General features: G+C 42.2%; 27 protein-coding genes and 1 pseudogene. 10 read left to right on the top strand and 18 right to left on the bottom strand.

Annotated features, from left to right (window positions below):
• Positions 1–20 precede the first annotated feature (20 nt).
• Positions 21–236, bottom strand: coding sequence for a hypothetical protein (locus MKX71_RS16245; protein ID WP_015483630.1), 216 nt, complete (start codon positions 234–236; stop codon positions 21–23).
• Positions 237–466: 230 nt separating this feature from the next.
• On the opposite strand from MKX71_RS16245, the gene MKX71_RS16250 reads away from it, so the two are divergent.
• From MKX71_RS16250 to mnhG, 7 genes are read left to right on the top strand one after another with little or no spacing between them, the layout of a single operon-like run.
• Complete coding sequence (locus tag MKX71_RS16250) at positions 467–2,872, top strand: Na+/H+ antiporter subunit A (protein ID WP_212129305.1); 2,406 nt, start codon at positions 467–469, stop codon at positions 2,870–2,872.
• On the top strand, positions 2,865–3,296 hold the full coding sequence (locus tag MKX71_RS16255) for a Na(+)/H(+) antiporter subunit B (RefSeq protein ID WP_003228819.1): 432 nt from the start codon (positions 2,865–2,867) through the stop codon (positions 3,294–3,296). The genes MKX71_RS16250 and MKX71_RS16255 overlap by 8 nt, the downstream gene beginning before the upstream one ends.
• Entirely contained in the window at positions 3,296–3,637 is a 342-nt protein-coding gene (locus MKX71_RS16260) for a Na(+)/H(+) antiporter subunit C (RefSeq protein ID WP_003220730.1), read from the top strand. The genes MKX71_RS16255 and MKX71_RS16260 overlap by 1 nt, the downstream gene beginning before the upstream one ends.
• Entirely contained in the window at positions 3,630–5,111 is a 1,482-nt protein-coding gene (locus tag MKX71_RS16265) for a Na+/H+ antiporter subunit D (protein WP_003228817.1), read from the top strand. The genes MKX71_RS16260 and MKX71_RS16265 overlap by 8 nt, the downstream gene beginning before the upstream one ends.
• Positions 5,112–5,116: 5 nt before the next feature.
• A complete protein-coding gene (locus MKX71_RS16270) occupies positions 5,117–5,593 on the top strand; it encodes a Na+/H+ antiporter subunit E (RefSeq protein WP_003228815.1) in 477 nt (158 codons plus the stop codon).
• Positions 5,593–5,877, top strand: a complete 285-nt coding sequence (locus MKX71_RS16275) for a Na(+)/H(+) antiporter subunit F1 (protein ID WP_003228814.1) — start codon at positions 5,593–5,595, stop codon at positions 5,875–5,877. The genes MKX71_RS16270 and MKX71_RS16275 overlap by 1 nt, the downstream gene beginning before the upstream one ends.
• Positions 5,861–6,235, top strand: coding sequence for a monovalent cation/H(+) antiporter subunit G (gene mnhG / locus MKX71_RS16280; RefSeq protein WP_003244302.1), 375 nt, complete (start codon positions 5,861–5,863; stop codon positions 6,233–6,235). Before MKX71_RS16275 ends, mnhG begins: the two co-directional genes overlap by 17 nt.
• Before the next feature lie 38 nt (positions 6,236–6,273).
• On the opposite strand, the gene MKX71_RS16285 is transcribed toward mnhG, so the two are convergent.
• The 6 genes from MKX71_RS16285 to degQ all read right to left on the bottom strand — a co-directional run bounded on the left by MKX71_RS16285 (position 6,274) and on the right by degQ (position 11,064).
• Positions 6,274–6,654 (bottom strand): hotdog fold thioesterase, encoded by a 381-nt coding sequence (locus MKX71_RS16285; RefSeq protein ID WP_014477831.1) that lies wholly within the window; start codon positions 6,652–6,654, stop codon positions 6,274–6,276.
• A gap of 18 nt (positions 6,655–6,672) precedes the next feature.
• Positions 6,673–7,317 (bottom strand): two-component system response regulator ComA, encoded by a 645-nt coding sequence (gene comA, locus MKX71_RS16290; RefSeq protein WP_003220716.1) that lies wholly within the window; start codon positions 7,315–7,317, stop codon positions 6,673–6,675.
• 80 nt (positions 7,318–7,397) lie between these two features.
• Positions 7,398–9,695 (bottom strand): histidine kinase, encoded by a 2,298-nt coding sequence (locus MKX71_RS16295; RefSeq protein WP_130572792.1) that lies wholly within the window; start codon positions 9,693–9,695, stop codon positions 7,398–7,400.
• Between the two features lie 7 nt (positions 9,696–9,702).
• On the bottom strand, positions 9,703–9,864 hold the full coding sequence (gene comX / locus MKX71_RS16300) for a competence pheromone ComX (RefSeq protein WP_003241045.1): 162 nt from the start codon (positions 9,862–9,864) through the stop codon (positions 9,703–9,705).
• A 14-nt stretch (positions 9,865–9,878) separates the two neighbouring features.
• Positions 9,879–10,739 (bottom strand): polyprenyl synthetase family protein, encoded by an 861-nt coding sequence (locus tag MKX71_RS16305; RefSeq protein WP_174222604.1) that lies wholly within the window; start codon positions 10,737–10,739, stop codon positions 9,879–9,881.
• A gap of 184 nt (positions 10,740–10,923) precedes the next feature.
• The gene (gene degQ, locus MKX71_RS16310; RefSeq protein ID WP_003220708.1) at positions 10,924–11,064 is read right to left on the bottom strand and encodes a degradation enzyme regulation protein DegQ; all 141 of its coding nucleotides are present in this window, start codon (positions 11,062–11,064) and stop codon (positions 10,924–10,926) included.
• 221 nt (positions 11,065–11,285) lie between these two features.
• Between degQ and MKX71_RS16315 the strand changes: the two are divergent.
• Both MKX71_RS16315 and MKX71_RS16320 read left to right on the top strand, forming a co-directional pair.
• Positions 11,286–11,348 (top strand): annotated as a pseudogene (locus MKX71_RS16315) (hypothetical protein); the annotation flags it as partial.
• A gap of 177 nt (positions 11,349–11,525) precedes the next feature.
• Positions 11,526–11,894 (top strand): hypothetical protein, encoded by a 369-nt coding sequence (locus MKX71_RS16320; RefSeq protein WP_212129296.1) that lies wholly within the window; start codon positions 11,526–11,528, stop codon positions 11,892–11,894.
• On the opposite strand, the gene pdeH is transcribed toward MKX71_RS16320, so the two are convergent.
• The 7 genes from pdeH to MKX71_RS16355 form a co-directional block, all read right to left on the bottom strand.
• Entirely contained in the window at positions 11,870–13,099 is a 1,230-nt protein-coding gene (gene pdeH / locus MKX71_RS16325; protein WP_212129295.1) for an EAL and HDOD domain-containing protein, read from the bottom strand. The genes MKX71_RS16320 and pdeH overlap by 25 nt on opposite strands.
• Before the next feature lie 136 nt (positions 13,100–13,235).
• The gene (locus tag MKX71_RS16330) at positions 13,236–14,708 is read right to left on the bottom strand and encodes a nicotinate phosphoribosyltransferase (protein ID WP_003228788.1); all 1,473 of its coding nucleotides are present in this window, start codon (positions 14,706–14,708) and stop codon (positions 13,236–13,238) included.
• Between the two features lie 15 nt (positions 14,709–14,723).
• A complete protein-coding gene (locus MKX71_RS16335) occupies positions 14,724–15,275 on the bottom strand; it encodes an isochorismatase family cysteine hydrolase (RefSeq protein ID WP_014477836.1) in 552 nt (183 codons plus the stop codon).
• Positions 15,276–15,371: 96 nt separating this feature from the next.
• Positions 15,372–15,770 carry a YueI family protein gene (locus tag MKX71_RS16340; RefSeq protein WP_015251331.1) on the bottom strand — a complete coding sequence of 133 codons (399 nt, stop codon included), beginning with the start codon at positions 15,768–15,770 and terminating at the stop codon, positions 15,372–15,374.
• Between the two features lie 71 nt (positions 15,771–15,841).
• Entirely contained in the window at positions 15,842–16,090 is a 249-nt protein-coding gene (locus MKX71_RS16345) for a YueH family protein (protein ID WP_003228783.1), read from the bottom strand.
• 72 nt (positions 16,091–16,162) lie between these two features.
• A complete protein-coding gene (locus MKX71_RS16350; protein ID WP_014477839.1) occupies positions 16,163–16,384 on the bottom strand; it encodes a spore germination protein in 222 nt (73 codons plus the stop codon).
• A gap of 59 nt (positions 16,385–16,443) precedes the next feature.
• Positions 16,444–17,553 carry an AI-2E family transporter gene (locus tag MKX71_RS16355; RefSeq protein WP_339231318.1) on the bottom strand — a complete coding sequence of 370 codons (1,110 nt, stop codon included), beginning with the start codon at positions 17,551–17,553 and terminating at the stop codon, positions 16,444–16,446.
• A 114-nt stretch (positions 17,554–17,667) separates the two neighbouring features.
• Between MKX71_RS16355 and MKX71_RS16360 the strand changes: the two genes are divergently transcribed.
• The gene (locus MKX71_RS16360) at positions 17,668–18,057 is read left to right on the top strand and encodes a DUF2283 domain-containing protein (protein ID WP_317680364.1); all 390 of its coding nucleotides are present in this window, start codon (positions 17,668–17,670) and stop codon (positions 18,055–18,057) included.
• Positions 18,058–18,097: 40 nt separating this feature from the next.
• On the opposite strand, the gene MKX71_RS16365 is transcribed toward MKX71_RS16360, so the two are convergent.
• From MKX71_RS16365 to essA, 4 genes are all read right to left on the bottom strand, one after another.
• Entirely contained in the window at positions 18,098–18,334 is a 237-nt protein-coding gene (locus MKX71_RS16365) for a YuzF family protein (RefSeq protein ID WP_003220677.1), read from the bottom strand.
• 176 nt (positions 18,335–18,510) lie between these two features.
• Positions 18,511–19,041, bottom strand: coding sequence for an HD domain-containing protein (locus tag MKX71_RS16370; RefSeq protein ID WP_003244444.1), 531 nt, complete (start codon positions 19,039–19,041; stop codon positions 18,511–18,513).
• Positions 19,042–19,237: 196 nt separating this feature from the next.
• Entirely contained in the window at positions 19,238–19,969 is a 732-nt protein-coding gene (locus MKX71_RS16375) for a (S)-benzoin forming benzil reductase (protein ID WP_167408412.1), read from the bottom strand.
• A gap of 62 nt (positions 19,970–20,031) precedes the next feature.
• Positions 20,032–20,487: a type VII secretion protein EssA gene (gene essA / locus MKX71_RS16380; protein WP_167408510.1), complete on the bottom strand. Its 456-nt coding sequence runs from the start codon at positions 20,485–20,487 to the stop codon at positions 20,032–20,034.
• Between the last annotated feature and the right edge of the window lie 2 nt (positions 20,488–20,489).

Here is a 20,489-nt window from a genome sequence, read left to right on the forward strand (position 1 = left end):
TTTTATGCGGAACTCTTTTTTTATTTATTCACAATCCGAATATACTCTCGGGGACCAAACGGCAGATCCTTTGATTCCGTCTCACTCATTCTGGCTGACAGGTGGTGCTCCAGTAAATACAGCTCCCACTCATCACTAGCCGCAACACCGCTGCGCCCGTCATATTGATTCAACATGAATGCCCCTGCAAATACTGAGCAGAATAAACCTGAGCACATCACGACTTTTCTTTTCACATGACCAGCTCCTTACCTTCAGCTTGATCAGGATTGATTTTAAATATACAAATAACCTCTTTTTTGTTAGACTTATTTTGAGGTCAAAAGAACTCATAAAAACCCATTACAGCAGTTCGAAGCGTGGCAGCTTGCAGAAAAGTGCGATATAATTTGGACTAGGTCGTTTGACCGTATATTTCATACATAGCGCATTTTTCAATTGAGAACGAGAAAAGGAGGTCTTATCTTTGCAGCTCTTACATCTTGCTATTTTATCGCCTTTTTTATTTGCTTTTATCATTCCCTTCTTGGCAAAATACGCAAAAAGAGTGCATACGGGCTGGTTTGTGTTGATCCTGCCCGTCTTGCTGTTTATATACTTTCTCCCAATGATCAGGATGACACAATCTGGAGAAACACTTCGATCGGTATTAGAGTGGATTCCGTCACTCGGCATTAACTTTACCGTTTATATAGACGGCCTCGGGTTATTATTCGCTTTACTGATCACAGGCATTGGCTCTTTGGTCACTCTTTACAGCATTTTTTATTTATCGAAAGAAAAAGAACAGCTTGGGCCCTTTTATGTCTACTTATTGATGTTCATGGGCGCCATGCTCGGCGTCGTTCTAGTAGACAATGTCATGGTTCTCTACATGTTCTGGGAGCTTACAAGCCTTTCATCCTTTTTGCTGATCGGCTATTGGTATAAGCGGGAAAAGTCGCGCTATGGCGCAGCCAAATCACTTTTGATTACGGTCAGCGGCGGGCTGTGCATGCTCGGCGGATTTATTCTCCTTTATTTGATAACGGATTCCTTCAGTATTCGAGAGATGGTTCATCAAGTTCAATTAATTGCCGGCCACGAATTGTTTATCCCGGCTATGATTCTCATTTTATTAGGGGCTTTTACGAAATCAGCGCAATTTCCTTTTTACATCTGGCTCCCTGACGCGATGGAAGCTCCGACGCCTGTCAGCGCTTATCTCCATTCAGCTACTATGGTAAAAGCCGGCATTTATGTGATTGCGAGATTCAGTCCTATTTTCGCCTTTTCAGCTCAGTGGTTTTGGATCGTGTCCCTCGTCGGCCTCTTTACGATGGTTTGGGGTTCATTCCATGCCGTGAAACAAACTGATTTAAAATCGATTTTGGCGTTTTCAACCGTCAGCCAGCTCGGCATGATCATCTCCATGCTCGGAGTCAGTGCTGCGGCCCTTCATTACGGACATACAGAATATTATACAGTTGCCGCTATGGCTGCCATTTTCCATTTGATCAACCACGCAACCTTTAAAGGAAGCTTGTTTATGGCAGTCGGGATTATCGATCACGAAACAGGCACACGGGATATCCGGAAGCTAGGCGGCCTGATGGCGATTATGCCGATTACTTTTACCATTTCCTTAATCGGGACATTTTCAATGGCCGGCCTACCGCCGTTTAACGGATTTTTGAGTAAAGAAATGTTTTTCACAAGCATGCTTCGCGTGACACATTTCGACCTGTTCAACGTGCAGACATGGGGCGTTCTGTTCCCTCTTTTCGCCTGGATCGGAAGTGTATTTACGTTTATCTACAGCATGAAATTGCTGTTTAAAACATTCAGAGGAAATTACCAGCCTGAACAGCTTGAAAAACAGGCTCACGAAGCGCCTGTCGGCATGCTCGTACCACCGGTCATTCTTGTCGCTTTGGCTGTCAGTCTCTTCTTTTTCCCGAATATATTGTCGTACAGCTTGATAGAGCCTGCGATGAACTCAATCTATCCGACATTGCTTGCCGGCCATGAGAAATTCCACGTTCACATTTCACAGTGGCATGGGGTTACAACGGAATTGCTCATGACTGCGGGTATTGTTGTGATCGGAACAATTGGTTATTTGTCGCTGAATAAGTGGAAGGGAATCTATAAACTGTTTCCTTCGAAACTCACACTCAACTGGTTATATGATAAGCTTTTGACTCTGATGGAGAAAGGCTCTTACCGGGTCACAAAACAATATATGACCGGGTTTTTAAGAGATTATTTGCTGTATATCTTCGCTGGTTTCATCATTCTGATAGGCGGAGCTTTTGCCATTAAAGGCGGATTTTCATTTAAAACGGAAGGCATGGCTAAAATCGGTGTATACGAAATCATTTTGACGCTTGTCATGATCAGCGCCACAGTGGCGACTGTTTTTGCTAGGTCAAGACTGACGGCGATCATTGCACTCGGTGTTGTCGGTTATACGCTTGCATTGTTTTTTGTCATTTTCAGAGCGCCGGACTTGGCATTGACTCAGCTCGTCATTGAAACGATTTCTGTGGCACTGTTTCTGCTTTGCTTCTACCATTTGCCGAAACTGAGGCTGAAAACAAAAACGAGAACGTTCCGGATGACGAATTTTATCATTTCTTTAGGCGTCGGTGTTATCGTTACTCTGCTCGGCATCGCATCCTCAAGCCAGCGGACAAAAGACAGCATTGCGTCCTTCTTTGTCAAACACAGCCACGATCTCGGGGGAGGGGATAATGTCGTCAATGTCATTCTCGTTGATTTCAGGGGATTTGATACAATGTTTGAAATTACGGTATTAACGATAGCCGCTCTCGGCATTTACAGCATGATTAAAACAAAAGTAAAAGAGGAGGGGAAAAGCGGTGAATGAACAAAAAACAAATGACTTGATTCTTCAAACCGCGACAAAGCTTGTATCCTTTATCATTTTGCTTTTCTCTTTCTATTTATTTTTATCAGGGCATAACGCGCCCGGAGGAGGATTTGTCGGCGGACTGATCACGTCCTCTTCCATCGTTCTCTTGCTCTTGGCGTATGATTTAAAAACCGTGCGTTCCCTTTTGCCGGTCAATTTCATTTATGTCGCGGGAGCCGGCCTTCTGCTCGCTGTATTAACAGGCGTTGGCTCCTTTGTCTTCGGGGCTCCTTTTTTAACCCACACATTCGGATACTTTCAGCTGCCGATCCTTGGGAAAACGGAGCTCGCCACAGCGACGATATTTGATTTAGGCGTTTATCTTGTTGTCGTAGGCATAACGATGACCATTATTCAAACGATTGGAGAGGAAGAATAATGGAAATCTTAATGGCTGTATTAGCCGGTATTATTTTTATGGCTGCTACGTATTTGCTGCTGTCTAAAAGCCTGCTTCGCGTCATTATCGGAACAGCACTGTTAAGCCATGGCGTTCATTTAATGCTTTTGACTATGGGAGGATTAAAGAAAGGCGCCGCTCCGATTTTGAGCGAGCATGCCAAATCATTTGTCGATCCGCTTCCGCAAGCCCTGATTTTGACCGCAATTGTCATTTCTTTTGGCGTTACGTCATTCATCCTCGTCATGGCCTTTCGCGCTTATCAGGAATTGAAATCGGATGATATGGATCAAATGAGGGGAAATGATCAACATGAATAATTTTGTTATTTTGCCAATCCTGATCCCGCTTTTGTCGGCTATTCTTCTGATTTTCATGACGAAGAATCTTATGCTCATGAGAATCTTCAGCACGGCGGCATCGGCCATCGGGATTGTGATTAGCGGCATACTTGTACAGACTGTCTTCACAAAAGGTATCCAGACACTCAGCCTAGGCGGATGGAAAGCGCCGTACGGCATTGTGCTTGCCGCAGACCAATTCGCCAGCCTTCTCGTTCTCACAACAGCGATCATCGGTTTATTGGTTGGGCTTTATTCCTTCCGTTCTGTCGGTGAAAAACGGGAGCGCTCCTTTTACTACTCCGGCGTTCAGTTCTTGCTTGCCGGCGTCAGCGGAGCGTTTTTAACAGGCGATTTATTTAATATGTACGTATTTTTTGAGCTTCTGCTTATTGCTTCCTATATGCTGATTGTATTAGGCGGCACAAAAATTCAGCTGCGGGAATCCCTTAAATATATTGTGTTTAATATCGTATCGTCTGCCCTGTTTGTCATAGGGGTCGGCTTTTTATACGCTGTAACCGGTACGTTAAACATGGCGGATCTTAGCGTGAAAATCAGCGAATCAGGACAAACCGGGCTGATCACTGTGATTGGTGTCCTGCTGCTTTTGGTATTTGGCATGAAGGGCGGAATCTTCCCCCTCTACTTTTGGCTTCCAGGCTCTTATTACGCGCCACCGGCAGCAATCTCCGCGTTGTTCGGCGCTTTGCTGACAAAAGTCGGGTTATATGCGATTGCGAGGGTTTTCACATTGATTTTTATTCACGATACAGCCTTTACCCATCAGCTGATGATTTGGCTGGCGGCGCTGACTGTGATTTTTGGTGTCATCGGTTCACTCGCTTATTCGAATGTCATGAAAATTGTGATCTATAACATTATTACCGCTGTCGGCGTGATTTTGTTCGGTGTGGCAGTACACACCCCCGCATCCATTCAGGGCGCGATCTACTATCTGATTCACGATATGCTGATTAAGGGCGCTTTGTTTATGCTGGCAGGTACGCTGATCGCATTGACTGGAACCGCGAGCCTGCATAAAATGGGCGGGCTGATCAAACGCTATCCTGTTCTTGGATGGATGTTTTTCATTTCCGCTATTTCTCTTGCAGGCATTCCGCCACTGAGCGGATTTGTCGGCAAATTTAAAATTGCAGAGGGCGGCTTCGCAGAAGGTGAATTTACGATATCCATGCTGATTCTGCTTTCGAGTCTGCTCGTACTGTACTCTGTGCTGAGGATCTTTATACATGCGTTTTGGGGCGAAGAAAAAGAAACGCCAAAACCAAATCATCGAACAGCTAAAGGACTTCTTTATCCGGCAGCTATTTTTCTCTTGCTGTCTCTTCTCTTCGGGTTGGGTACAGAATGGGTGTCGCCTTACGTTGATCAAGCGGCCGAGACGCTGCTGAATCCGGAAAAATATATCGAAGCTGTTCTGAAGGAGTAGATCGCATGGCATTTCAAATTTTATTAAATGTGTTTCTCGCTTTTTGCTGGATGTTCTTAAGCAACAGTCCAAGCGCCGCAGGATTCATTACAGGCTATATTCTGGGAATGCTCTCTCTCTTTTTCTTCCGGCGCTTTTTCACTCGCCAGTTTTATCTATGGAAATTGATTTCTATCATCAAGCTCTGTTTCATTTTTATAAAGGAACTGTACCTTGCCAATGTCAGTGTGATGAAATCAGTCTTATCTCCAAAACTGAATATCAGACCGGGTATTTTTGCTTTTAAAACTGAACTGACGAAGGACTGGGAAATCACCCTGCTTTCTCTGCTCATTACATTAACGCCGGGAACCTTGGTGATGGATATTTCAGATGACAGAACAATACTTTATATTCATGCAATGGATATCGAGGATGCGGAAAAAGCGATTTTTGACATTCGGGAGTCATTTGAAAAAGCCATACAGGAGGTGAGCCGGTGATGTTTACGCTGATCCTGCAAATCGCGCTCGGCATTATGGCAGTGTCTACCTTTTTGTATGTCATTCGTGTCATTAAAGGGCCGACTGTGCCTGACCGGGTGGTGGCTCTGGATGCAATCGGCATCAATCTGATCGCAATCACGGCGCTTGTCTCCATTTTGCTGAAAACAAGTGCGTTTTTGGATATTATTTTGCTGCTGGGGATTTTATCGTTTATTGGAACGATCGCATTTTCCAAGTTCCTGGAGAAAGGAGAGATTATCGAAAATGATCGAAACCGCTAAGGTCGTTGTGGCTGTATTCATTTTGCTGGGTGCTCTAATATGCCTCATTGCGTCATTTGGCGTACTTCGCCTTCCCGATGTGTTTACACGCGCTCATGCTGCTTCTAAAGGCTCAACATTAGGTGTCAATATGATTCTGCTCGGTGTCTTCTTCTATTTGTGGTTTGTGACGGGGGAGCTCTCCGCTAAAATCCTGCTTGGGATTCTCTTTATCTTTATTACGTCGCCTATCGGCGGGCACTTGATCTGCCGTGCTGCGTATAACTCCGGCGTCAAGCTTGATGAGAGAAGCGTACAGGATGACTATAACGGAATCAGAAACTTTGTGATTAAACGAAAAGAGGATTCTTATTTATAAAAATAAGCAGCCGGACAGGCAGAGTTCCGGCTGTTTTTTTATTTCTTGATGACAGCCAGCGTGCATCTGGATATACAGATCAGCCTCTCTTGCTCGTCATATATGTGAATATGATAGACAATCGTCGTTCTGCCGATATGAACGGGCTCGGCTACCGCCTTTACCGTTCCTTCCTTTACAGATTTTAAATGGTTGGCGTTAATCTCCAAACCGACACAAGCCTGTGTTGAATGATCAATCAGGTTCTGTGCACCTGCGCTCGCCGCTGTTTCCGCCAGGGCCACTGAAGCGCCCCCATGCAAATATCCGAACGGCTGAACCGTCCGATGATCCACCGGCATGACCGCAACGCATCGTTCCGCTGTGTTTTCAACAATCTCTATACCAAGCGCTTCAAGCAATGTGTGTTTCGTATCCATCATCTACACCCCCAACATTTAAAGTACACCGTCTGATTTCGCAATCAAAACCGCTTCCGTCCGTGAACCGACATTCAGCTTATTGAAAATCGATGTCAAGCTGTATTCAATGGACCGCTTGCTTAAATGAAGGGCATCTGCGATTTCTTGGTTTGTAAATCCCTTTTCAACTTCTTGAAGAATCAGGCATTCTCTAGGTGTGAGCACATCTTGTTCTTTTTGAGAGGAAGGAGCCGGCTTTGTTTTTTGCTGAGTCATCAGCTGTTTAAAGTAAGCAAAATCGACTAAAATTTCTCCGTTGAGTACGTGGTATATGTATTGGGTGATCTTTTCTTTAGATTCCGTTTTGCTGATGGCACCGTGCAGACCCGCACGAATCGCTTCCTCGAAATAATCCTCGACCTCATAACCGGTATACACGATAATTTTACAATGAGGATTCTCTTGTAAAATCTGTTTAGAAAGCTCCATCCCATTGACCTCGCCGCCTAGATTCAGATCCATTAAAATGAGATCATATGACGAGAAATCATGCTGCTTGATAAACTGTTCGCTCGGTTCAGGACTGAGACAATCAACAGACAAATTCGAATCCGTTTCCAAAATTGTCTTGGTGCCTTCCATGACAGCCGGATGGTCATCAATCACTAGTATCTTTTTCATGTTTTCCTCCCTTTTACTCACTCTTTTCCATTTTATAAAAAAGACTTGGCCTGTGCCAAGTCGTTTCCGTTATAAATCCATTACAATTCGATTTCAATATCAGCCTTAAAGCCCTTTCCTTCACTTGTTTCAATCCGAAGGCGCCCATCTAAAGCCCTGACTCTCTCCTTAATGCCAGAAAGCCCCATGCTCATGGAATGCTCAGTATTCTTTTCCTGATCAAACCCAACGCCATCGTCCTCATAATGAAGAACGATTTTGTTTTGAATACTGATGAGCATAATCAGCACATCCGTCGCCTGAGAGTGCTTGACCGCATTAGACAGAAACTCTTGAATGATCCGGTACAAATTCAGCTGCGAATCCAGATCAAGGGAAGCCGTAAATCTTCCGGTATTTAAACGGATATGAAACGGAACCCGCTCCTGCTGCTGCGCCACCAGCTTCGACAGCGCCTTGACCAGCCCAAGATCATACAGAAGCTGCGGCCGCAGCTCATGACACGTCTCCCTCGTCATCGAAATCACATCAGACATCTGCTCATTCATCTGTACAAGCTTGTCCTGCACCTCTTCACGGCACGGATTATCACCCTTCTTAAAATCACCCAAAAACAGCTCACACTGGCGTTTTAAGGAAATCAAATCCTGAAGAACCGAATCGTGGAGATCGCGGGCGAGATCCGAGCGTTGTTTTTCTTCGATCGTGTACATGAGTTTTTTGAGCCATACGGGGTTGGATTCTTGTTGTTTTATTTCTTCTAAATGACTCATCAGTTCTTCGATTTTCATGACGTTTTCGATCGATACGTTTGTATAAAAAGCCAAAGTTTTCAGCCAAGAAAGTTCTTCGAGTGTGAGACGAGGCGTATTCATTTTAGATAAACAAAGGATCACAAATGATTTACCACCGCGTTCACCTATTTTCATGACAAAGCCTTTATTAAATTCAACGATTTTACCTATTTCGGATGTTACTTTTCTAAATTCTTTTTCATAGACTTTTTCAAATGAATTTACGTTCTCATCATCATATAGTTTAATATTTCCGTCAGCTGAAACTTCATATACATGTGCTCGGCTAACAAGAGAAACCTCAAGTATAGTATTTTTCAGTTCTTCAAATACTTGAGACAGGGAAGTAGAGTCTCTTATCATCTGCGTGAATTTATATATACTGTCTTGATAATTGAATTTTTCCGAGACCCTTTTTAATCTAAATCTGAAATCAAGTACTTCTTTATAATAAAAGACCGCCAACATGATAATATAAATTAAAAAGGTTAGTTTAACACTATAAAAATCACTATCAGGACTACTAATTAATTCAATTGTAGAGATTAGAATAATTGTTGGCGTTAGAGCTAAAAAGCCATAGTACCTTAATCTGCTTAAAATAAAATCTACATTATAGATTTTATTTGTCATGAATTGAAATACTAAGGAGAAAGGTATTAGCATCATAAATGAAGCTGCTAAAAAGGATGAAACATAGTGCGCATTTAAAAAGACATAAGGTATCAAATATAAACACAAAAAAGGTGAGAAAGAAAAGATATTAATAATAGTGAGAACCTTAATAATATGCGCTTGTTCAGTATCTTTATTTTTAATTAAAATGATACAGAAGTATATCCCTACTATGATAAATAAAAAGAAAAAGGATAGTAAACTTAATTTAGGCACATAATCACGAAAGAAAAGGTGTGAACGGAACATTTCACACACTACATTTATGATCGGTACCAAATATAAAATGAAAACTTTTTTATCAAATAAGGTAGTGCCTAACTCTCTAAAATAATGATAAAGAAAGAGAAGGTAGTTTAGCGGTACAGATATTAATGTTACCACCATAATACATCTGCATAGTATATCGCCTTTAACAGAAACTCCTGCGCTTATATAAGCAATAGAAGCTGATAACAGAAATATAATTAAAACTAAAGCAGATGGTAAATCCTTTGATTCATTTATTTTTATTATAAATAGGCAACAAAATAAACAAACAATATAAAACATTAACGGTATTAAGTAAGTAGAAAAATTTTTATCATTAAATAAAGTCAGCTTTAGCTCAACATCCTTGCCATTTCTCTCAACAACCATTGAGCTCACATTTTTAAGCTTATTCATTTTTATTTCTTTAGTGTTTATCTTTTGATTATTAATACGCTTTACGATATCCCCTTTTTCTATTCCGCTGTATGATGCCATTGAATATTCATCTACATTGGTAATTACAACGTCTCCGTTCTTCCCTTTCGAAACAGTTGCTCCAACTAACAAATTATTATTGCTTATATAGGTCAAATAAATAACATATAACAGACTTATTACAACTAACAATACAGAAATTTTATTGGTTCTAGACTTCATTTAACCCTCAATAGTGCCAATCCATCATTGAATAAATTTCTAACCCTTTAAAACCATTTATGATACATTCAGATTGATCTTTATCAACACCCAATAAACAAGCATTCCCTTCCATTACTTCCCTTAAAACATTTGGGTATTTAATTAAGTATCCTACCATTTCTTGCATAATAAATCCCCTCCTTATTTAATCATAACAGACAATAATTTTTCAGTTTTATCTTCTCCTAGTTTTAATTGTGACATTTCATTTTTTATTTTTTGGAGAGATAAATGTTTCATCACCAGTAAATATTGTATGACGCCTGCTTCTGTCAATTTTCGCTTCAAAGCCTTAGTATTAATAGAAACAAATTCCTCTGGTTTTTGATATAAACTTAGTAGCTCCGCTGAAGCATCGTTAAATTGTTTCTTTAAGTATAAGTATGCCAATGTATTTTTTTTCTGAACAAAATCGTTATTTAAGTAAAACAAACCTTTATAATCATTATCGATCTGTGAAATAATCCCAAGTTCATAAGAATAAGAAGCCACGATGGGATGGTATTTGCCTGTTGCCAACATTACTCCCATTACACAGGGCAATGCCGTTAGTGCTCCTGATTTATTTTTGATCATTTCAAGACAGGCTTCTTCAGTTTGCGGCGCATTCACAATATCATCATGCTGGCCTTGAATTGATTGTAACGCAAAATTCAATATCTCTTGTGAAAATTCTGGTTCATGACTAGCTTGACACATCACTTGTATACTTAGGGTGTAAAGAGCTGTAACTGCATTTAAAGCGATTGACGAGTCAATCTTCATCCAGACAGCACTTCCATTATCTTGATCCTCTAAGTCATCATAAATATCGAATGAGAGTATAAGCAATTCAATTCCGGCAGCTAGCAATTCGATTGCTTTTTGGTCCTGACCGTTAAAAGCTAAATAATGATGAAGAGCCAAATCGGCAAACTCAAACGTATCCTTAGACTCAATAAAATTCTGAAGATATCGTTCCAAGTCCTGATTCATTATTTTTTGGCTTACAATCTCCTTCATTTTCTCCTTGATCCGGCCAGAATCTAAACATATCTGCTCAATAACGACTTCCCCCCTCCCATTCCATTTTACTAAATGGGACATTTAAAGGACAGCAGGTTTTTCGTTTTTTAACAATCATATAATACTTTATCCATTTATTGTATCGGTAGAACGAAAAAAAAGACTTGTTTCCAAGTCTTTTTCACGAAATTTTCATTGCATAATTGTATTTATCGAGTTGATCAATGCTTTTGTTAATGTTTCGTAATGAATCTGTCGTTTCTTTAATATCAAGTTCGAGTCGGAATAACAATTGTTTTACTTCTTCAAGTTTCTTTTCCATCGTTTCCACACTCCTTTTTTTGAAAGATCAATGAATTGTGTATGGTGAACGAGTCCTAGGTATTTGATCTGTTACTAATAGTGTATCTGCTTTCGGCTTATTTTTCACCGAAAAGTATACAAAAAAGTCCTGCGTGACACCGCAAATCTCAATAGGTCCTTATACTCAAAGGAATCACAACAAGAACGGGACTATCTTTCTATGCGAAAGAGCGTTTATATATGCTCAAATTGAGAAAGATTCTTAATTCCCTTGATTTTAACGTGTTTCGCATTTTTACTAAGTAAGACTATAGTCCTTCATATCGTATTTTCAAAATTGAATATGCGATTCTTGGCGTTTCCTGACCGACAAACACCGAAAAAGACCGCAACGCTAAAGTTGTGGCCTTTTCGCTTTGTCATATTCGGCAATTAGGGATCTATACATATAGAAACATCCCTTTTTTGTGAGGTGCTCCCATGAGATATCGTTATCCCTGGTTTTACGTGTATCCGTATGATATACGCCGCCCGCCCGCTCCTGCCAACAATATTGATACCTTTATCCGTTCAGCGAGGCAGGCCGCAGGGATATTTGCGGATGCCCAGCTCGTTCTCGGCCGCATTGCGGGCTCGCGGGAGCTCTCGCGCCGCATTCTGACCGCAGCCGAACAGTCTGATAAACAAACTATAAGGCGCCTGATCAAACAAATGGGCGTCCGGCATGAAGTGGATACGGTCTTTAATCCCGACGGCATCTATATCAGCCTTATCGGAACGCAAAGCCGAATGATTCTTGCTTTGCGGTGGTCAGAGGACCGCAATCATTTTGCGTCCATAAGATTATGACACCATTCCAGAGCCTCTAAATAACATTCATACGCTTCTTCTTTGTCCAGTTGATTGCCTAATTCTGAGCAAGTGTCCCAGTTGTTGCTTTCAATTAATTTCACAAGCTCAAGCATTTGGTAGTAGTCGTTTTGATGGCCTAATAATGCTTGCCCGACTTCATCTTTTAAAGGCAATTCTTGAACAATTTCCTCTATTTCTCTATGCAGGAGGGTGTCTATGAGAGAAAACATTCCGATCAACATATAAGAAGCAGGCTGCGGACGGGATGTCTTTCTCGCCAGCAGTTCGCAAAGCTTTGCTCTTATCAAAGAAATCTTAATGATTTCGTGCTTGCTGGAATGCCCTTTCCTGCTTAAATCCTTAAAGGAAAGAATATATATCCACCGTTTGATTTCATTAAATCCCAGCAGCATAATGGCCTGTTGAATGCTTTCAATTTTCTGGCTCAAACGGCTGTGGGATGAGTTTAAAAATTTTAAAATCTGATAGGACAGTGATAAATCCCGCTCTATGTACTCTGTCACACGCTTTATGTTAGGCTGCTCTTTGCTCAGTTCGTTAAGCAGTTCATAGTAAGAATAGAAATGAGTCGATAGGTCATGCCCGCTGATGATGCGCGGCTCGCTGAAAAAGTAGCCTTGGAATAATTGAAAGCCGTCTTGGACCGCCTGTTTATATTCTTTTCGGGTCTCTACTTTTTCCGCTAAAAAAATCAGGCCGCGGCAGCCGTAGGTTTGCAAAATTTTTCTGCGTTCCATTCGTGTTGTTTTGAGAAAATCAATTTTCAATATATCAATATAGCTCATGAGTTTTTCCAGTAAGTCCTCATCTTGCAGGTTTATTGCATAAAAATCATCAAGCGCCAGCATATACCCCATTTTTTTCAATTCTTTGCATCTAGAAATGAGGGCCGGCGTGATCGGTATATCTTCAAGGATTTCAATGACAAGCTGTTTCGGATTGAAGGAGGTGGGAAGATTCGAAAACATCAGGCTTTCCGTAAAATTAACAAAACAGCGTTTCCCTTCCGTCAGCTTCTCAATTCCGATGTTTAAAAAGCTGTTGATCACCAAATCTGTTGTTGCCTGATCGCCGTCTTTAGCGCTATACACGTTCTCTTCGCTTTCTCTATACAGAAGTTCATAAGCAACAACCTGTTCTTTTCTATTAAAAATAGGCTGTCTTGCAACAAACACCCTCATTGATTTATCCCCCTTACAATACGCGCGGCTTTCACCCCTAAGTATATCAAATAATTTGACGAAAATTGTCTAAACATGAAAAATAATATATACATAAAGAAAACTGGCCCTTCGCAAATGAAAGGCCAGTTTTTCTTTATTCTTCCTCAAGCTCTTCTTCAATTCTGCTTTTCACTTCGTGGATCCGCTGCATTTTATTGCTCCAGCAGTCCTCGCTTAAATCAACCGGGTATTCCTCCGGCTTGCTGATTCTCTTATATTCCTCCCAAAGCAGGCTGAGGTTATCCTGCACATACTGCTGTATGTCTGAAATCTCAGGATTTTGGTAGCAAAGAATACCCTTCTCAAAAATCAGCTCATGAAGATCCTTCGCATAAAAATTCGTGACAAATTTGCTGATGAATGTATGAACCGGGTGGAACATTCTGAGCCGCTTCTGATCATTCACCTGCTCATCATAAAGCGCAATATAGTCGCCTTCAGAATGATGGTTGGACTGATTAATAATGCGGTAGACTTTCTTTCTGCCCGGTGTCGTCACTTTTTCAGGATTGGACGAAATTTTGATCGTGTCGACCATTTTCCCGTCTTCTTCAATGGCAACGAGTTTATAAACTGCGCCGAGAGCCGGCTGGTCATAGGCAGTGATCAGCTTCGTACCGACACCCCAGACATCAATGCGCGCTCCCTGAGCCTTTAAATTCATAATGGTGTGCTCATCCAAATCGCTTGAAGCAATCACCTTCGCATCTGTAAATCCTGCTTCATCAAGCATTTTCCGGGCTTTTTTTGACAGGTACGCCAAATCGCCGCTGTCCAGACGGATGCCAATGAAATTAATGCGGTCGCCGAATTCCTTGGCAACCCTAATCGCGTTCGGCATGCCTGAACGAAGCGTGTCATACGTGTCAACTAAGAAGACGCAATCCTTATGTGTTTCCGCGTATTTTTTGAAAGCTGTATATTCATCGCGGTAAGCCTGCACAAGCGCATGCGCATGTGTGCCGGAAACCGGGATATTAAAGCGCTTTCCGGCTCTTACATTGCTTGTCGCGCTAAAGCCGCCGATTAAGGCTGCTCTCGCTCCCCACATGGCCGCATCCATTTCGTGCGCCCGTCTTGTTCCGAATTCAAGCGCAACTTCATCACCAATGACGCCTTTAATCCGGGCAGCCTTTGTTGCGATTAATGTTTGATAGTTCACAATGTTGAGCAAAGCTGTTTCAATCAGCTGCGCTTCTACCAGGGGTGCCTCCACCCTCATAATCGGCTCATTGTTAAAAACGAGCTCTCCTTCTTTCATGGAGTAAAGTGAACCTGTAAAAGATAAGCCGCGCAAATATTCAATAAAATCTTCATGATACCCGAGTTCATCCTGTAAATAACTCAAATCGCTATCCGTAAACTTGAAATTTTCCAAGTATTCAATGGCTTTTTCCAAGCCCGCAAATACGGCATAGCCATTTTCAAACGGAAGCCTTCTGAAAAACAGCTCAAAAATCGCTTTCTTTTCATGAATGCCGTCTCTCCAGTACGTTTCCGCCATATTGATCTGATAAAGGTCTGTATGTAATGACAGGCTGTCATCTTTAAATCCGTACTCTAACACTGTTTTTCCCCTTCCTTACTCTGCCACTTGCGCTCCGATGCTGTTTGCAAAATGGGAAAGAGCCCATGCGTGCCCCTCCTGATTAAAGCTGGCAACAGCTTGTTTATGCACAACAATCCGAAAACCTTTGTTATATGCGTCAACAGCTGTATGCAACACACAAATATCTGTGCAGACACCGGCAAGGTGCAGTTCGCCAATCTGCCGCTCTCTGAGTTTGAGCTCTAAATCAGTTCCCGCAAAAGCAGAATATCTCGTTTTTTCCATGTAGTAAACATTAGGCTCATGTTCATGTTTCTGATATAGAGGCAAAAGCTTTCCGTACAGATCTTTTCCTTCCGTGCCTTTTATATTATGCGGAGGAAAAAGACGGGTTTCAGGGTGATATTGATCCCCTTCATCATGAGAATCTACTGCTAATACGACGTAATCACCGTTTGTGATGAATTCTTCAGTTAAATTGACGATCGCCTCTTCAATCATTCTGCCGGGCTCCCCGCAGGTCAATTTTCCGTCACTCGCCACAAAATCATTCGTATAATCAATACAAATAAGTGCTTTTTTCATAGCCGGCCTCCCCGCCATCAGTATGAGAACATTATATCTTATCTCCAGTTGTAAGTGAATTGCCATGAACAAAAAGACAAACGGTCCGTTTGTCTCTTACGATTTCAGCACTGACCGATTATAAATGTCGTCCTGAATATATATCAATTCACGATTCACAGCGATGTCAGCCGCAATGACGATGCCTAAAGGCGTATGAAACTGAAGATCAGATACAATCTTGAAGGGCACTCCGTACCGGTTCGCCATTTGGATATAAGGAGAGTAAGACTGGTATTGAAGCTCTCCATTAATCAAAAGGGTGACGTTATGGCTGTTTTTCAGCTCGTGCTCCGCCTCTTTATACGGTTTGCTTCTAAGCACCTGTCCTTTCGTCAGTGCCAAAACGACTCTTTCTCTTAAAGAGCCTAAAAACAAATGGCGCTCGTCAGGCTTTGTCTCCAAAGGCCCATACATTCCTTGCTGCAAATAGAGATCCATTTTATCTTCACTCAAAAGCCTGTCCTCCCGTCTTGTTTGTCTTCATTATCACCTGATCAGGCAGGAGCTAAACTTTCAAGCGCCGTTTACATTTCTGTTACCCAATGAATGATTTTTTTGGCCAGCTCACCAGCAGGGGTTTCCTCTGTATGCCGGCGCAACGACGCTTCCAGCCGTTCAGGCAGAGTTGCTTTATCTTCTTCATAGGAAATGATCGTGCTCCACTCCAGCTGCGGTACCGCTACAAGCGTGCGCAGTTCTTTTCTGTTTTCATGCAGATACACGTCCGTGATCATTCCGGTTTGCGTATTGATATTTGCTTTTCTGATTTTCATAACATGACCTCTCTATTTAAAGACTACCCATATTATACAATAAAAAAGCAACAGCCTCTTGTGAAAAGGCTGTTACCCGTTAAACGAAACTGTTTCATCAGTGATATCGGCATCTTTGAAGAGAGTTTTACTCGTTTGGTTGTTAATCTTCACAAAATCACCAAGCTGAAATGTGCCTGACCCCGCCCCTGAATGAGCGACGCTTTTGGGCGAAATCGCAAATACGTCTCCAAAGCTTGCCGCGGCATTACCCGTAACTGACATGATATAAATCGGCCCCACAATTGCAGGCATTTCCCCACCTCCGCATTGATTTACAGCATCATATGCAAGGAGCCGATAATGGTGCCCGCCTATTCAGCTGGCTTTGCGTTTTCCTCGAGTCGTGACCGCTGGCGCAGCTTGATCAAGCGGACAATATTCAGGAAGAACGCCTTCACTACCGCATAAACCGGCACCGCTAAAATCATGCCGAGAATTCCGCCGAAGCTTCCCGCTCCGATTAATAGCAAAATAATCGTAAGCGGATGGGTATTCAGCCGCTTTCCGATCACAAGAGGAGACAGCAGGTTTCCGTCCAGCTGCTGAACGATGACGACCACAATAATCGCAAACAGCGCTTTGGCCGGCGAGTCCATAAAACCGACAATGACAGCCGGCGCGGCACCGAGAAAAGGCCCGACATAGGGAATGATATTGGTAATCGCCATGACAATCCCAAGAATCAGGGCATACGGCAGTCCGGCAATTAAATAGCCGATAAAACACGCTGTTCCGACAAAAAGACAGATTAACAGCTGCCCCTGGAAATATGCCGCAAGCGTATCGGATAAATCTTTAAAAATCTTTAAGCCTTCTGTCCGATAAGAAGCCGGTAGAATTTTTACTGCCAAATGTGGAAAGCGGTGTCCGTCTTTCAGCATGTAAAAAAGGATAAATGGAACAGTAATAATAACAAGCGTGATGTTTGTCACGACACCAAACACCGCAGATAAACTGGACGTGATATTTTGCGGCAGGTTTTGGAGAAAACTTGTCAATGACTGTTCAATTTTTGATATCGATACATAATCCTGGTTCATCATCCAGGTAAACCATTGAGAATGGGACAAATCATTTGTCAGCGCCTGAATCTGTTTTATATAATCAGGAAGGTTGTTAAACAGCCCTGTCACCTGTGAGGTGATGATAGGTCCGACTGACGCTGAAATAAAGGCAAGCAAACCGATAAACAGTAAATAGATCAATAGAATGGATAATGTCCGCGGAATTTTTTTCTCAAGCAGGCGGACCACCGGATTAAATATGAAATACAAAATTCCCGCAATCAGCATCGGGAAAAACAATGTCGAGATAAAAACAATAAACGGCTGAAATACAAATGAAACTTTTGTTGCTACATAAATAATCAGCAAAACAAATAAAATCTGCAATGTCCAAAAATGGACTTTTGATTTCAACAAGCTTTGTTCCTCCTAGTTTTTCTTTGTCTGTCAGATAAAAGAACTTATACCCCATCATTGTAACAAAAATGAACCCATATCAGAACTCTTAATATAATGAAAGGAGTGTTGGTGATGAAGGCCGTGACATACGATACAGATCCAGAACTGGCTTATATCTATGTTCATCCTCCGGAAAAGAACAGGAATAAGCGGTCTGAGGAGCTTAAGGTCAATGATTGTCTCCTGCTGGATATCGACCAAGACGGCAAAATTGCCGGATTCGAAGGTTTTGGTGAGCCAGCACACCTCTGTGCCCCATTTACCGGGAAATCCCGGCTGTATGTAAAAGATTCAGACGGTTATCATTTTCGTGTCCGTCAGCATGCTTCAATCCGTTCCTGCTATACGGTGTACGGCGTCACTTTCTGTTTTTCAGATGGTGACGATCAGGAATTTGCCGGTTTTGACCTTGACGGAACAATGAATCATAGTGCATTTTTACAGCGCTTAACTGAAAAATAGGACGTCCTGTTGTACGCCTATTTTTCATGCGCAAGCACTGTTAGACCCGCTCACTGTAATCTGGGGTGACGGAAATCATGTGCTGGATTCTGATCAAACAAACAGAATTTCGGGCTCCTTCAATTGTGATATGGTCAGGTTTTACATCGATCAGTCTGCCTCTGACCGTATCTCGTACTGTCTGTATAACGAACCTTGAGCCGATGAGCTTTTTAATGGTCTGATAGACATAAGGATCGACTAAAGAGACCAGTTGCGGACTACCTTGGTTGACCATACTTTTATCCCCTTTGTGTGTTTTATCTCAGCTTATGCCGCGCTTATGGATAATGACACAGGCTTACCTGATAAAACAAAGGGGTGCGGAGATTTTAGGAGAATACGTTTGGAAGCTGGTGTAAAGGAAGTATCGATGAAGCGGAGACAGCGAAGAAAGCTGGCGCTGTTCCGTACTTATACAGGCTTTATCACGGATGCCTGGGCTTGGTCGATTAATTGGTCCAGCTTTTCTATTTTTTTTCGTGCGGTTGAAGGATCAATTTGGCGGTAATGATGGTGGCCGCCCGGCTCTTCATCCAGTTCGTCCGCTTTTTTGACAATCTGCTGCAGTGTGTTTTTATCTAATTCGCCTTCAGGCAAATAGGAATCTGTATGAAGCAAAATGGCTAGTGCAATCTCTTTTGCTGCTTTCGGTTCCTCGCCAAGCCGAATCAGAAGTTTATGCGCCCGTTCCGCCCCTTTAATGGCATGAATGTCATTTCTTTTGTATTTCTCATAATCCCACTTTCCGTCTGTATACCATTCATAATGGCCGATGTCATGAAGCAGTGCCGCTTTTGCTGCTAAATCAGGATTAATGTCAGCCTTCACAGACAGCCTGTATGCATGATAAGCGCAGGCAATCGCATGTGCCACGCCGGAACGCTGAAGATATTTTTGTGCAATTGGATGGGTGAAAACATCCATTAATGTAACCTTTCTCATGGAAACCCCTCCTTTAGATATTTTTAGAATCCTAACATAATTTGCAGAGAAACTCAATTCTTATGTCATATCATTTTGATCTTCTTATCATCATTGTTATACCCTAAAAGCAACGTTTCAGTCAGTATATGCGGCTGTTCAATAAAATGCGCTGGCTGTAGCCTTTTGTATAAAAAAAGAGCAGAAAATATCTGCTCTACAAAAACTCTTTAATATCATAAATGCGGCCGTTTTCCGTCCCTTTTTCTAGTAAAGAAAGCAGCGTGCCGGCAATAAAGTCCGGACTGCGAAGGCTTCCTGTTTCATTTAATTTCCGGAATCGTTCAATGTGGTGGAAATCCTTTTTCGATGAAGAACGGATGACGGCCTGCATCTCAGTGTCCATCACTCCAGGTGAGAACGAAATCATGTTCACCGGAAGCTCTTCATCCTCCTGTTCAAATCCGAATGTCCTCGTAAACATGTCGAGCCCGGCTTTTGAACTGCAATACGCGCTCCATCCCTTATATGGATTTTTGGCGGCTCCTGAAGTAATGTTGACAACCGTCTTTTTGCCGCTGTATGAAGCAAACCGTTTTGTAAACAGCTGACTCAAAAGCACGGGCGCAGTCAGGTTCAGCTGATAATGGCGCTGAAGCTCGTCAAGAGACGCTTCGCCGGCACGTTTGATCGGCGTTACCATTCCGGCGTTATTAATAAGGGTAATACCAGAATAACGATCTGGATCGATGGATGAGAGCAATGTTTCAAATTGCTGTTCAGCTTCTTCGAGATTGATGAGGTCTATTTGATGCTGCGTTAGTTTTTCATGAGAGACATCCGTTTTCGTTCTGGATAAGGCATGGACTTCATGCCCCTTTTCTAAAGCCTGTAATGCAATGGCTTGACCCAGCCCTTTTGACGCTCCGGTGATGATATAAAGTTCCATTGGAAACCTCCTTTTCCGTTATTATTGTACGGCACCTCTTTTACACAACACAAGCACGCGGCCTATACCTTCTTGTTTTCCTGCGCTGTGACTTTTGGGATGAGGAACACGATGCCTGCAATTCCGAACAGGATCAGTACGACATAGATCATCGGCAGCAGCAATGATGATGTTTCTTGTTCATCTTCTGTTTCCGTTGATGATGTCTTTGTTATTGGTTTTTCTGCAAATGTAATTCCAAGCTGTTTCGACTGGGCCGCAATCGTGTTGGAATCCTCGGCATTTGTTGATGTAAACAAATCTTTTATCAGCTCGGCATCCTTGTCCTTCGGTTTATCAAAAGTGATATCCTTCTGTTCCTCAGGCAGTTCTGTTTTTTCTTCATAGTAGGTATCTTCATGCAAATAATTCGTATCGATTTCAATGTCTTTTTTCTCATACTGGTTTGGCGCGACATCTGTATTTTCTTCAGTTTGGGCAGCAGCTGCAGAGGGTATGAAAAGGGAAAAGGAGAGCATAC

Origin of the sequence: Bacillus sp. FSL M8-0071 (assembly GCF_037975455.1) — a bacterium.
Taxonomy (GTDB): domain Bacteria; phylum Bacillota; class Bacilli; order Bacillales; family Bacillaceae; genus Bacillus; species Bacillus subtilis.

Coding starts and splice junctions, on each gene's coding strand:
- MKX71_RS16260 (WP_003220730.1), top strand. CDS start 3,296: ATGGAAATCTTAATGGCTGTATTAGCCGGTATTATTTTTATGGCTGCT.
- MKX71_RS16265 (WP_003228817.1), top strand. CDS start 3,630: ATGAATAATTTTGTTATTTTGCCAATCCTGATCCCGCTTTTGTCGGCT.
- MKX71_RS16270 (WP_003228815.1), top strand. CDS start 5,117: ATGGCATTTCAAATTTTATTAAATGTGTTTCTCGCTTTTTGCTGGATG.
- MKX71_RS16275 (WP_003228814.1), top strand. CDS start 5,593: ATGTTTACGCTGATCCTGCAAATCGCGCTCGGCATTATGGCAGTGTCT.
- mnhG (WP_003244302.1), top strand. CDS start 5,861: ATGATCGAAACCGCTAAGGTCGTTGTGGCTGTATTCATTTTGCTGGGT.
- MKX71_RS16285 (WP_014477831.1), bottom strand. CDS start 6,654: ATGGATACGAAACACACATTGCTTGAAGCGCTTGGTATAGAGATTGTT.
- comA (WP_003220716.1), bottom strand. CDS start 7,317: ATGAAAAAGATACTAGTGATTGATGACCATCCGGCTGTCATGGAAGGC.
- MKX71_RS16295 (WP_130572792.1), bottom strand. CDS start 9,695: ATGAAGTCTAGAACCAATAAAATTTCTGTATTGTTAGTTGTAATAAGT.
- comX (WP_003241045.1), bottom strand. CDS start 9,864: ATGCAAGAAATGGTAGGATACTTAATTAAATACCCAAATGTTTTAAGG.
- MKX71_RS16305 (WP_174222604.1), bottom strand. CDS start 10,739: ATGAAGGAGATTGTAAGCCAAAAAATAATGAATCAGGACTTGGAACGA.
- degQ (WP_003220708.1), bottom strand. CDS start 11,064: ATGGAAAAGAAACTTGAAGAAGTAAAACAATTGTTATTCCGACTCGAA.
- MKX71_RS16320 (WP_212129296.1), top strand. CDS start 11,526: ATGAGATATCGTTATCCCTGGTTTTACGTGTATCCGTATGATATACGC.
- pdeH (WP_212129295.1), bottom strand. CDS start 13,099: ATGAGGGTGTTTGTTGCAAGACAGCCTATTTTTAATAGAAAAGAACAG.
- MKX71_RS16335 (WP_014477836.1), bottom strand. CDS start 15,275: ATGAAAAAAGCACTTATTTGTATTGATTATACGAATGATTTTGTGGCG.
- MKX71_RS16345 (WP_003228783.1), bottom strand. CDS start 16,090: ATGAAAATCAGAAAAGCAAATATCAATACGCAAACCGGAATGATCACG.
- MKX71_RS16350 (WP_014477839.1), bottom strand. CDS start 16,384: ATGCCTGCAATTGTGGGGCCGATTTATATCATGTCAGTTACGGGTAAT.
- MKX71_RS16360 (WP_317680364.1), top strand. CDS start 17,668: ATGAAGGCCGTGACATACGATACAGATCCAGAACTGGCTTATATCTAT.
- MKX71_RS16365 (WP_003220677.1), bottom strand. CDS start 18,334: ATGGTCAACCAAGGTAGTCCGCAACTGGTCTCTTTAGTCGATCCTTAT.
- MKX71_RS16370 (WP_003244444.1), bottom strand. CDS start 19,041: ATGAGAAAGGTTACATTAATGGATGTTTTCACCCATCCAATTGCACAA.
- MKX71_RS16375 (WP_167408412.1), bottom strand. CDS start 19,969: ATGGAACTTTATATCATCACCGGAGCGTCAAAAGGGCTGGGTCAAGCC.
- essA (WP_167408510.1), bottom strand. CDS start 20,487: ATGCTCTCCTTTTCCCTTTTCATACCCTCTGCAGCTGCTGCCCAAACT.